Here is a 13,131-nt window from a genome sequence, read left to right as displayed (position 1 = left end):
CGGGGACAGGACGCGGCTTCGGAAGCGCGCTACTGCAGAAGCACAAACGTTGGCGGTCATACCCGACAAGAAAGATTGTACCAATTAACTCAAGACATATGAACCGAATACTTTTATTTATTCTGCTAGGTTTGACGACAACGGTTAAGGCAATTAACCCTGAAAGGGAGTATAAATTTACACCCGACAGGTGGGGTATAAGCTATTCTGAATACCAATTAAAAACGACAGACAACTACGCGATTAACGTTTGGGAGTATCCACGACCCGATTCATTGAAATCCAACCGGACGATTATATTGGTTGGTACAGATGCGGGAAATATGGGTTATTTGATTTGGCAGGCAAACGCATTTTTAAGTAAAGGATTTAGAGTTATCGCATTCGACTACAGAGGCTTTGGAAAGAGTTCAGACTTTACAATAAACAAGGACTTTCTTTTTTACCCTGAGTTTTCTTTGGACTTGGATTCCGTAATCAAGGCGACAAGGGAAAAATACCCGAATGATAAAATCGGACTATATTCACTTTCAATGGGGACATACGTGAGCTTATTGAGGAAGGAAAAAGTAGACTTCTTAATAGGAGAAGGGTTTTATCACGACCCGCAAAAAGTTATAGACAGGATTAAAGTAAACAAAGGAAAGGTTGTTTTACTTCCTCAATTTGCAAAAGCAATTGTTAAACTCGATGAGAAAATCCCGACAATGATTTTTTGTGCAAGCAACGACAAAACTACAATCACAGAAGACGCAAAAGAATTTGCCAAACAAAACATCGTGACGATTATTGAATTTAAAGGCGACCATTTGAACGGAATGAATGTATTCCAAAAGAACGACTACGGTGACGAATATGCGGACAAGGTAATTGAGTTTCTGAACAAGAGTGGAGTATAATGGTACGAACCGCCAACACAGTGCTTATGTAATAGCGGGGTGACGCGTTGACTTTTCGTTTGGTTTTCATAATTTCGTTCTGCTTGTGGGACAGGGCGCAGTTTCAAAATCCCGCTACTGACATAAGCACGAATCGTTATGGGTAATGCGTGTGCTCTGAATGAGACTAAGTGAACGTACTTAGTTTCAATGTTGTAAGTAAGATGATGGTAGGCCCATCGTTAGAGTTGTGCAGGCAACGCTAACAAACCACCCCTCGGTGCTAAGCGGGCAACTGCGAGGTATTGAACGGAAAGGGGAAAAGGTGGCGCTAAAGACGCCATCAGGTGAGAATAGAAAAGATGAATGTAAATGAACCCCTGATGACATGTCGAGAAAACGCACTTTCTGTCAAAACTATTGGAGCATTGTACAGTAGGAGGAGTGTAGCGGGCGACCTGAATCATACTGGCTACACGGCAGACGTCACGGAGGGGGCATGATTTCTATTCAGGCTTATTTATAGAACAGAGGAAGTCATACATAGATGCGAAGGGAAGGGTACAAGTAGGAGAAATATCTACAAGACCAAATACCGATGCTGTGTATGATGGCGGACTACTTCGTAGTAGTGTTGAAACTTCTGTAATGGGAGTGGAGCGAAGGGGGTAGCAGCTTGATAGGATGTTGTTACGGGAACAACCATGCAAGTGGGACGATTCTCTTACTGATTATCAACTGAAGAGCCGTATGATGGGAGACTATCACGTACGGTTCTGTGAGAGGCTTGGGGTGAAATTCCCCTTGCCTACTCGACCGCCTGACAGCCCGCAGAGTTGCCTTGCCCCCGCGGACGGACACATGCCAACGCACATTCAAGGCAAGCCACCGCTCGGGACAGACCAGACGCGCATTGGCACATTTGCTTGCCGCGCAATGCCACGCGAAACCAAAGCAAGCAAAAGAGCCAACCTTTGCAGACGCACATAAAAAAAACAAAATATGGAGACAATAATTGTAGTATCAGTTAATCTTTTAATCAGTTCATTACAGCTTGAAAATGTAGAAAAGTTTCTAGCCACGGAACGTAAGTTAATGAAGCAAGAAAACGAAGCTATTAGACGAGAGCAAATATCAATTATCAACTCAAGACTTAGCCGAGAATGGGGGACTGTATTTGAGAAGCGGATAGAACCGAAATACAATTTAATGCTCAATGAGTTTGCTGGATTCATATTACATTACATAAGGACTTCTAAATTTGAAAATGAAGACGCAAGAAACGGATTTATAAGGGAGTGCTTTCCTGAATCTCATAATACACTAATTTCTTACCTGAAATCAAATAATCTTGAATCTCCATCTGAATAATACGACCTTTTAAATAAAAATAATTATCGACTGTTTCTATACCATATTCGACAACCCACCCAAATTCTTTATCATACTTATCCTTGCTGACAAATTCATAAACTTTTGTCCATTGTTTTTCAGGCTTCGAATCCGCACCAATGGCATGGCCGCGCTTTCCACCGCGCTGACCAAAGCCAAGCCATCCGTGCTTAATTTTGTGCAAGGCGGCACTAACCCATAACACCATGTTTGCGCAATGGCTGGGTGAATCGGTAATCATAGTTTTGTTTTTCATAGTTTGTTTTTATTTCGGTTGATAATTATTTACTTTTAATCCAGCCACTGACGCAAACATTTGCACGTTAGGGGCGATTTGGGAATTAAGATCGTTCTTGAAAATGTGCAGGTGGCAACCCACCGCACGGCCGACCGCGCGGCCCGCAGGCCTCGCAGGAAAAAAAACTCATCAACGATCACGACTTCTGGCGTCCTCCGTTCATCCTGACGAAGCCACGGTCTAGTGCGCTCCTCCCGCACGTGGGAAGACGAGAAACCGCCCCTAACATTGTGTGGGCGCAAGTTGTGGGGTTTGCTGTTGGAAAGTTTGAATTTCTTTAGTTAATTTATTTCGTGGGAGGGATGTGAATGTTTTTATCAACCTGCGCCCACACGTAGCCGTTATGCGCAAGCCCCGCGAACGCGCAGGATTTTGAATCTGCAAAACAAAATTCATCCCGCGCCTTTGCTTACTTGTTTTGCAGCTTTTCAAATTGGTTCATCATTGCGTGGGGACGGTGACGCGGTCGACAATTTCTTCACCACGCCACGCTTCACCGCTCCGGGACAGGGACGCAGGCGCACCCGGCACGTTGGACGGTTTTTCGGCCCCTAAAAAGTTTCTGGGGCTGTTCGCATAACAAAAAGTTTATGCCAGCTGCGGGTCGGTGCGGTTATTCGGTTTGTTTTTCTTAATTTAGCTCTGCCACGTGCGACAGGGACGCGCTCCGAAAACCGCAGCCGTCACAAACTTGGCCGTTATGGCCAATTTGCGGGACGAGTGCTCCTCCAGAATTTCGGTGACGACAAATTAGTAGACGACTGACTTCTGCTCGTTGACAAGTCATCAATATTCCGAGGACTTTGCCTCAAGCGACTGACGGGAAATTTAAAAATCAAAGCCGCACTTGTTTAAACTTTTTTCCTTGGGGACATTTTTCTTCTTGGACGACTCGCCTCGGAATCATTTGCAATCGGGCGACCTGTTGGCGCACGACAACTCTTAACGACACTTTCTGGCGGACGACCAAACTCTTTCGTTGGACGACTTGCATGTGCGACTTCTCAGTGGGCATTTTTGCTTTTGCCCGGCTGACATTAAAACCCTAAGCTCGGTTGCAAACTGGCCATAACACTAGCTTGCAGAAAAGCGGGCGGACTGTGCGTTAGGAAAGTTCAGTGCGTTTCATTTATTTTATCACGTGGGAGAAGGCGCAGGTTTTTAATTGCCCGCCTTCTGCAAGCCTCACGTTGCCAGCAATGGGGCCAGACGACAGAGACGAATTAACGATAAAGATTTGCAACAGGATAAATTGACGCGACCACCTAACAACTTTTTCTCTCGCGACAGTGTCTAATGTAAAAAAGAAATCTATGAAAAAGATGATTCTAGCTTTAATAGCAGGTTTGACTATTCTTTCATGCAATTACGAGGCGGAGCAAAAAATACTAGACGTTGAGAGATTTACTATAAAAACACCAGCGACTTGGACTCTTGAAAAGGTACAAGGGTACGATTCTTTTGTTAGACAGATTAAGATTAACGAACAAGAGAAAGTAAGTATCGACTTAGGGCAGTATTCATCGAACTTAAATGTTGACAATTCAACTCACGATATAATAACCAAGACAATTGACAACAAGAACGCAAAAATTGTAAAACCCATAAATTTTCAGCGCGGGACAACAGGCGTCTATTTTGACAGCTTGGACTCTCAAAAAACAAAGTTTCAAATGAGCGGAATTGATCTATCCGCTGACAATCAACGACTACTTTTGACTGCCATTGAGACTATAAAATTCAAGTAAAAAATGTAGAGTTTCCTTGGACTTCTTACAAATTCGTAGACGTTGGACTTAAAGACCGTTAAAAACATGGACTGAATTACTAAAATGGAAGAAACCCCACTGCTGGCAACAATGTATTTGCGTCAAGCGGGGTTGACGCGTAATCCAACGTTTTCGTATCTTTATTCCGTTCGGTGTCGGGGACAGGACGCGGCTTCGAAAGCCCCGCTCGAACGCAAATACTCACGTTATGCGCAAGCCCCGCGAACGCGCAGGATTTTGAGACCGCAAAGCAAAATTCATCCCGCGCCTTTGCTTATTGGTTTTGCAGCTTTTCAAATTGGTTCAGCATTGCGTGGGGACGGTGACGCGGTCGACAATTTCTTCACCGCGCCACGCTTCACCGCTCCGGGACAGGGACGCAGGCGCACCCGCCACGTTGGACGTTTTTTCGTCCCCTGAACAGTTTCTGGGGCTGTTCGCATAACAAAAAGTTTATGCCAGCTGCGGGTGCGGTGCGGTTATTCGGTTTGTTTTTCTTAATTTAGCTCTGCCACGTGCGACAGGGACGCGCTCCGAAGACCGCAGCCGTCACAAACTTAGCCGTTATGCGCAAGCCCCGCGAACGCGCAGGATTTTGAAACCGCAAAATGAAATTCATCCCGCGCCTTTGCTTATTGGTTTTGCAGCTTTTCAAATTGGTTCACCATTGCGTGGGGACGGTGACGCGGTCGACAATTTCTTCACCGCGCCACGCTTCACCGCTCCGGGACAGGGACGTAGGCGCACCCGGCACGTTGGACGGTTTTTCGGCCTCTGAACAGTTTCTGGGGCTGTTCGCATAACAAAAAGTTTATGCCAGCTGCGGGTGCGGTGCGGTTATTCGGTTTGTTTTACTTAATTTAGCTCTGCCACGTGCGACAGGGACGCCCTCCGAAGACCGCAGCCGTCACAAACTTAGCCGTTAGCGGCAATGCTCGATGAGACCGATGAAAAAGATGATTGACAAAATAAAATACCACAGGGACAAGAAAAAATACTTTAAAGTTCAACGACAAGTTTCAAAAGACGTTTTTGAAAAAAGTCATGGATATATTGTTGGTTTTTCAAAAGATTTTATTCTACTAAACGACAGTGACGACTTTGAACTAGACGGATATTCAATTTTCCCCATCAAGACCATTGCAGACATTCAATTCAAAAACACAGATAAGCATTATGACAAAATAATGCATCTAGAAGGTTTGACAGATAGGGTTGTTAAAAAACACAAAATTGATTTGACCAATTGGACATCCATCTTTAAGTCAATCAGGCTTTTAGGTTTAAACCCAATTGTTGAGAATGAAGACCCAAGTGACGAATCATTTGACGTTGGACCAATAACAAAAGTTACCAAGACTTCCGTTTATGTTCGTTACTTTGACTCACAAGGCTACTTGGACAAAGAGCCAACCAAAATACCGTTTAACTTAATAACTATTGTAAAGTTTGACGGGAGATATACAAACACAATGAGTAAATATTTAAGAGAAAGAAAAACAGGGACGAAGAGATAGATACGGCTGACGAGGTCGCACTACCGCTAACAATAGCTTGTGGCAAGCGGGCGGGACTGTGCGTCATTGAAGTGTGTAGTTCTTTTTTTATCTTTATAACGGTGGACAGGGAGAAGGTTTTTATTTGCCCGCCTGCCACAAGCCAAACGTTAGGCGCAATTTAGAATGGACGACTGGAGAACACTAAAAAATAAAATCTATTTCGAGGACGGCTCCTTGCGGGACATTTATGTCTTCGGGACAGACATTCATGATTGGAGAAAGTGGGCGGATTTAATGAATGAAAAATATAAGGTAGAGTTCTATGACGCCAAGACTGAATTAACGAAAGACAAAATTGATTTCGGAACAGTTGAAGAGTGTTGGACTCAAAAAGACAGAGAGTGGATCACTGCAACAATAAAACTTGGGGCCGTCAATATTAGATGTCATTTTTTCATCGACTCTGAAATTGAAAACGACATAGATCCAAGAGAATTGAAATCCTTGGACGACCACTCAAACGTTCTTAAATATCTTCGAGACATTTCAGTAACGTTGGACAAGGACGTTTTCGTGACGACTGAGAACACCGAGGACGATAAATTAATAAGTGTAAGAGAGAATGAGGTGATCCTCAACTGCGCCTAACAATATATTTGCGCCAGGCGGGGTTGACGTGTAGTTCAAAGTTTTGTTATCTTTATTCCGTTCGGTGTCGGGGACAGGACGTAGTTTCAAACTCCCGCCCGATCGCAAATATTAACGTTAGCAACAATGCCCTTCCACCAACCCGACAAATTCTCCACGACAACAAAGTAACGGCAGACAATCCAACCCTTTAAGTTTTTCCACGGGGACAAGTGAGCGTTCTTTTAAACAACGTTGGACAAGAGAAAAGAAATAAAAGAATTAAAGAACTGGACTTAATAAACGATAAAGACTCGGCTACGAATCCCCACCGCACGGCAACCCGGAGAGATTCATCTGGCCCACCGCACATTTGGCACTTGCCATTGCCACACATCCCGCCCACATCCTAAGCAATGCCAAGAGCCAAATCCCCACCCACCCCTACGAAATTGGTTTGGAGTATAATTATGAACTACAAATGAAAGATCAATTCTTCTTTTTCTTTTTTACAGTTTCTTGCTGCTTCTTGAACTGTTCATCAAGTGTTTCCCTACTCTCAAGATCTTTTGCAATTTGTTCTTGAAGACGGGTTCTTACCATTACATTGTAATTATCCCAAAAAGCGGCATTATACTTTTTTAACTGATCTTCAAGACTATAGGATTTCATTGTTTCAGAAGAAACAAGTGGCTTCATATTCACTGAATTAACACGGTTAACCATAACCTCCCTTTCAATAATCTTGTAAGTCTCTGAGGATTTTTTCTGTTGATCATAGACATCATGATCCAGCCTCATACTCATGTATTTGAGATAATATTTTTCACCGATCAGACTATATGAGTTTACAACTTTAAGGTAACGGTACCGCAAGACTTTGTCCTTTGAGACTTTCCCCATTACCAGATTTCCATCAGCGCCATAATTGCCTTCACCCACAAATTTTATTATGGCAAAGTCTTTAGCATTAATGTACCATGTTTCTTTCCAATCGACTACATTACCTAAACTGACTACATAGACTGGCTCATAATCTATAAATGTAGTGTCCTCAATAATGTATTTGTGCGTTTTTTTAAAATGCCTATAGAATCCAGAATTAGGTTCTCCTATGTAATCATTCATCAAAAGAGACTTTAGAAAATTTTCATTGGTTTTGTAGTCAAACGCTTCGTCATATCTATTAATTCTTATTTCTTCAAGTAAGCTCTGGTACGGCAATTTGTAGGTCTTTTGATAAATGTGAAATGCTGCCTCAAGCAAGTAACCGTATTTTTCATTTTCCCTTCTCGTCTCGCGGTAGAATGCTTCCATTTCATATGGCTTTGTATTGTAATTACTGTCGTATTTTTTCATTACGTCTTCTAATAAAGAATAGACTGTGTATGGTTTGTCGTGGATAGTAATTTCCTCCAATTGATATATTGACGGTTGCATTCTTACGCTAACCAACGCCTGACTTTTCAAATCTGCCAAACAGATTTTATAAGTATTGTACCCAATGAATGAAATTGCGAGTGTATCATTTGAGTATTGGGTTGGTATATGAAATTCAAATCCACCATTCATATTCGAAGTTGTTCCAATTGATCTCCCCAAGATTGTTATGTTCGCATACCCAAGCGGAGTTTTAGTCCGGATATCCGCAACCTCACCAACCAATGTTAGGTAGCTATCTTGAGTTTTTGCAATTATCGAAAGAAATTGAAAACAAGTTAACAAAGACAATATCTTGTAAAGCGATGGTATCGTAATTCTGATTTTTTTTAACATATTTTCGGTTTAGATAACTTTTATTTATTCATGCTTAATACTATCAATAGGATTTATTCTTGTGGCCATAATTGTATGGTACATCATAGCCAATAACGCAACAACTAGTGTCAATAGAATAGGTAAAACAAAAACAGAAATACCTAAAGGTGTCTTATAAGAGAAATTACTTAACCACTCACTCATGAACCACCATGCAAGTGGCACTGCCAAGAATGCACCTATAGATACGAGAAGTAAAAACTCCTTCACGATCGGAAATACAATGTTTAAGAATCCTGCACCTAAAACTTTTCTGATGGCAAATTCTTTTATTCTTATAGATGTTGATATGGCAACTAAACCAAATAATCCAAGGCAAGCAATTACAATCGTAAATCCTGAAAAATACCACAACAAGTTTCGCATGGTCATTTCACTTTTGTATTGTTGATTAAAATAGGAATCAAGAAATTCAAAATTAAATGGAGTCTTGTCCATATATTTATTCCATACCCTTTCCATAGCTACCACCTTTTCAAAGTCAACTCGATCAACTTTAAGCATCAACTTTTCCGGAGAATTATTATTACCATGAATAATAATAGGCTCAATTGATTTATGAAGAGAATTAAAATGAAAGTCCTTGACCACACCGACTATTTCAAACGCGTTTGAATTTTCATATATGATCTGTTCAAGCGGATTCTCCCATTCCATCATCTTTACCAAAGATTCATTCACAAGTATTGAGGTGTTACCAGTCTCCACTTCTGATTGATTTAGTTCACGACCATCTTTTAATTCAATTTTTAGCAGTTTAATATAATTGGCATCCACTGAAATGTCATTGAAAGCTTTAGCGACATACTCGCCCTTATACTCAACATCATAGGTATCTACGTTCATATCACTTGTAGGAATAGAATTATATCCAGCAAGAGCCGCCCCACTGACAAAAGCTAATTCTGAGAATTCTTTTTGGATTAATGGCAAAGACTTGATTAGGAATGTATCTTTTGGCACATCTACCACTAGTACTTGTTCTTTATTAAATCCGGGGTCAGTATCTGTCAGGATACTGAATTGATCAAAAACAATTTTTGATGAGATCATTAACGTGATAGAGGCAGTAAACTGAAAAACGATCAGTAGGTTTCTGATACGACTCTTACTTACTATTCTTAAATGCCCCTTGAAGGCATGTAATGGATTAGTGGATGATAATAGTATAGCTGGGTAGCTTCCAGCAAGAAAAGCAATTATTAAAATAGCAAAAAGAATTATTACGAGTGAAGAAGTTGTGAACAATTCCTGTAATGAAAGTTCTTTTTCTGTAAGTTGATTCATAAAACGCATTAAAAATGCGGTAAGACCTAAGGCAAGAATAAAACTTAATGCGCTCAAAATAAATGATTCAAAAAGATATTGCTTCATTAACTGAGATGGTAAAGCTCCCATAATCTTTCTGACACCTGCTTCAGTTCTTCGCTTTGCTACTTGTACAATAGAAAGATTAGCATAGTTTATACAGGCAATTAACAGGATGAAAAGAGCAATAATTGAAAATACATATATGTTACTCTTACTGCTTTTTGGTGTGTCAAATAATTTCTTTTTGCCGAAATGAACGCTTGGAAGGGATTCCATTTGATATGCCACATTTCCTCCCATTTTAGCCGCTTCTGGCTCCATGTACTTCTTAGCAACTTCACTTAACTTTTGTCCAAATCCATTAGCATCCTTAACATCTCTGAATAGAATAAAAGTGAGACACCAAAAATTTGTCTCTGCTAAATACTCGTTATCGGTAGATAAGAGGGCATCGAATTTTAGATCAGTATGTCCTGGCAGATCTCTGATGATTCCGGTAACTATAAAATTCTCATGACTTACTGTTAAGACTTTGTTCAAAGGAAGTTCTTCACCGAAATACTTTTTCGCTATTTTTTGGGTAATAACAATGGACTTAGGGTTAGTGAGAGCAGTAGAAGGATCACCCGCAATCCATGAATGAGAGAAAATCCGAAAATAGGTTCTTTCTGCGCGGTAGAGTAAATCTTCCGAAAATATTTTGTCTTTATATTGAACAGTTATTTTTCCCTGTAGTTTTAATAATTCTACTACCTCTTCAACTTCTGGATAAAGTTCTTTTAACCGATGACCTAAATAGGCATCTGTCCAAACTACATGACTATTTGAAGTTTCCGATTGTAGTTCGGTTGTGATTTGAAATATACGTTCAGCTTTATCATAGTGCCTATCATATTTCAATTCATCGCTCACATACATTGAAATCAGAATGAAGCCTGAAATACTAATCGTAAGACCAAAAACAATTAAGCCTGTATGGAGCTTACTTCTCATCAAATTTCGTGAAGAAGAGTAGGAGTAATTCCTAAACATAAAGAGAAAAGAAGAGACTTGATTTTTTCTTCTAAATGTATATGGCTTAAGAAACACAAACACATCCCGTATATAAAGAAGCTTAGCACGTAACGCACTCATTGATTTAGTTCTTAACATAAACCTTTCATGCAGGTCGCCTTGCAAATCTTCCAGTAACCTTGGATCACAATACCACTCCAAAAAACGCTCTGCCCATTTGGGGGGAGCAGGTCTATCTGGTATCATATATTTTTGAAAATTAATTTTGGAATCATGCTCCATAATTCATCACGTTGTTCCTTTGTTCTTAGCAACGCCTTTTTTCCGGCAGAAGAAATCGTGAATAGCCGTTTGCTTCTTCCACCCCTTTCTTTGGTTGCACCTCCAAGCTTAGAATCAACATATCCTTTTTCTTCCAATCTGTTTAATGCCGAGTGTACCACAGCAAAGCTCGCATTGCGTCTTGTTATCTTACTTATTTCATTGGAAATGGCTATGCTATAAGCCTCTTCATTTAAAATACCAACAGTAAGCAGTACCAACTCCTCAAATTCACCAAGGTTTGTCCCTTTCATAATCTTATTTGTTTACTAAATCCTTAACTAATAACGCGATTGTCAATCTTCATATTATATTTGTTAAGCAAATAAATAAGAAATACAATACATACAATAACAACAACCGTTTATTTCTATCAATAACTCTTAAACCTTAACTGATTCGACTATGGCATCCACAAATGAAACTGGCCACGCAAAGAACGTGACAACCTTCGAAGACCTTATTAGCTTTTGCACAGGCTATGGCGTAACGTACAATCCTTCAAAAGCAGCACTAAAACTCCCTGCACTAACCATCCAACTTGCCGGAGCAAATACCGCATTACAGACGGTAAAAACGGCAAAGACTGTTTATGACAACTCTACCAATGCAAGAGAGCTTGCCTTCAAACCTCTTAAGCCATTGGCAACTAAAATCATCAATGCGTTAGCAGCAACGGAAGCCACAAAGCAAACAGTGGACGATGTAAAGTCAACAAACATGAAAATTCAGGGCAGACGCACAAAGGCAGTAGAAAAACCGACAGCAGCAGCGTTGGCAGCCGGAGCTGAACCTGTAAAAACCGCTTCCACCTCCCAGCAAAGTTATGACAAGTTGATAGATCACTTCGCCCAACTTATAGCAACTCTGACTGCTGAGCCAAAATACATCCCAAATGAAAATGAATTGAAAGTGGCTACTCTTAATACAATGCTGACAGACCTGAGAGCGAAAAACACAGCCGTAATAACAGCCACCACCGCACTAAGTAACGCCCGAATTGCAAGAGACAAAGCCCTCTATGCTGAAACAGTGGGCATGGTGGACACAGCACAGGACGTAAAACAATATGTGAAATCCCTGTTTGGAGCAACGAGTCCGCAATACAAACAAGTAAGCGGACTTAAATTCAATAGACCGAAGGGAGATTAAAGAACAGACAACCTGATTTGCAAAGTGGGCAGGTCAATTTTAAATTCTCCTGCCCATCTTTTAAAATAGAGCATCCGTCAAATAATTTAGAGCTTCCATAAAGTTAAAACTCGCACCCGCCAAATAGATTTGAGCATCCATTAAGTTAGAACTAACGCCCGCCAAACAATTTAGAGCATCCAGAAAGTTAAAGTAAGCATCCATCAAAGTATATCCCACGGGGAAAAACTTAAAACTCCCAACCGGACAAACATCTAACCCGAAAATGTAGCCCGCCCAGGGAGCACACTTGCCAAAGCCCATACAATCCCTCCCGCAAGACCAAAGCTTTGCCAAGAGTGCCGCCCCACCGCACCAATATTTGACAGAGTAGTAAGAGTAAACCGAAACATTCTCCAAGGTTGCCCCCCCGCGCAAGTACACTATATATAGAGTGACCAGTGGACAAAAGAGAATCAAACACACCACGGACAATCATGTACCCAGACAATCAATTCTATTCCATGACACCTTAACGACAACGTACAGACTGACTTACAACCAGAGAGAAAGAAGGGCACTGTTGCTAACAAAGTGTATAAAACATGGCTGGGATTCAGTGTAAATTTGTAGTTTAGTTTTCCAATTATGTTTGGTCACGTGGGACAGGACAGCACTTCGAAAACCCAGCCACGTTTCATACACAAACGTTATGCGCAAGCCCCGCGAACGCGCAGGATTTTGAAACCGCAAAATGAAATTCATCCCGCGCCTTTGCTTATTTGTTTTGCAGCTTTTCAAATTGGTTCAGCATTGCGTGGGGACGGTGACGCGGTCGACAATTTCTTCACCGCGCCACGCTTCACCGCTCCGGGACAGGGACGTAGGCGCACCCGGCACGTTGGACGGTTTTTCGGCCCCTGAAAAGTTTCTGGGGCTGTTCGCATAACAAAAAGTTTATGCCAGCTGCGGGGTCGTTGCGGTTATTCGGTTTGTTTTTCTTAATTTAGCTCTGCCACGTGCGACAGGGACGCGCTCCGAAGACCGCAGCCGTCACAAACTTAGCCGTTGGC

9 protein-coding genes are annotated in these 13,131 nt (G+C 41.3%); 5 read left to right on the top strand and 4 right to left on the bottom strand.

All coding sequences use genetic code 11. The annotated features are described in order from the left end of the window. The first annotated feature begins 98 nt into the window (after positions 1-98). On the top strand, positions 99-899 hold the full coding sequence (locus KA713_10130; GenBank protein UXE68905.1) for an alpha/beta fold hydrolase: 801 nt from the start codon (positions 99-101) through the stop codon (positions 897-899). Between the two features lie 1,267 nt (positions 900-2,166). On the opposite strand, the gene KA713_10125 is transcribed toward KA713_10130, so the two are convergent. Further along, complete coding sequence (locus KA713_10125; protein ID UXE68904.1) at positions 2,167-2,526, bottom strand: hypothetical protein; 360 nt, start codon at positions 2,524-2,526, stop codon at positions 2,167-2,169. A 1,355-nt stretch (positions 2,527-3,881) separates the two neighbouring features. On the opposite strand from KA713_10125, the gene KA713_10120 reads away from it, so the two are divergent. The 3 genes from KA713_10120 to KA713_10110 all read left to right on the top strand — a co-directional run bounded on the left by KA713_10120 (position 3,882) and on the right by KA713_10110 (position 6,484). Continuing rightward, positions 3,882-4,316 (top strand): hypothetical protein, encoded by a 435-nt coding sequence (locus tag KA713_10120; protein UXE68903.1) that lies wholly within the window; start codon positions 3,882-3,884, stop codon positions 4,314-4,316. Between the two features lie 968 nt (positions 4,317-5,284). Further along, complete coding sequence (locus KA713_10115; GenBank protein UXE68902.1) at positions 5,285-5,854, top strand: hypothetical protein; 570 nt, start codon at positions 5,285-5,287, stop codon at positions 5,852-5,854. 165 nt (positions 5,855-6,019) lie between these two features. Further along, entirely contained in the window at positions 6,020-6,484 is a 465-nt protein-coding gene (locus KA713_10110; protein ID UXE68901.1) for a hypothetical protein, read from the top strand. Positions 6,485-6,952: 468 nt separating this feature from the next. On the opposite strand, the gene KA713_10105 is transcribed toward KA713_10110, so the two are convergent. From KA713_10105 to KA713_10095, 3 genes are read right to left on the bottom strand one after another with little or no spacing between them, the layout of a single operon-like run. Beyond that, positions 6,953-8,239, bottom strand: a complete 1,287-nt coding sequence (locus KA713_10105) for a carboxypeptidase-like regulatory domain-containing protein (protein ID UXE68900.1) — start codon at positions 8,237-8,239, stop codon at positions 6,953-6,955. Between the two features lie 24 nt (positions 8,240-8,263). Then, complete coding sequence (locus KA713_10100) at positions 8,264-10,888, bottom strand: ABC transporter permease (protein ID UXE68899.1); 2,625 nt, start codon at positions 10,886-10,888, stop codon at positions 8,264-8,266. Next, positions 10,849-11,181, bottom strand: a complete 333-nt coding sequence (locus KA713_10095; protein ID UXE68898.1) for a PadR family transcriptional regulator — start codon at positions 11,179-11,181, stop codon at positions 10,849-10,851. Before KA713_10095 ends, KA713_10100 begins: the two co-directional genes overlap by 40 nt. A gap of 151 nt (positions 11,182-11,332) precedes the next feature. On the opposite strand from KA713_10095, the gene KA713_10090 reads away from it, so the two are divergent. Continuing rightward, entirely contained in the window at positions 11,333-12,079 is a 747-nt protein-coding gene (locus KA713_10090; protein UXE68897.1) for a hypothetical protein, read from the top strand. Positions 12,080-13,131 lie beyond the last annotated feature (1,052 nt).

Origin of the sequence: Chryseotalea sp. WA131a, assembly GCA_025370075.1 — a bacterium.
GTDB lineage: Bacteria > Bacteroidota > Bacteroidia > Cytophagales > Cyclobacteriaceae > ELB16-189.
This window is presented reverse-complemented; position numbering and strand designations above follow the sequence as displayed.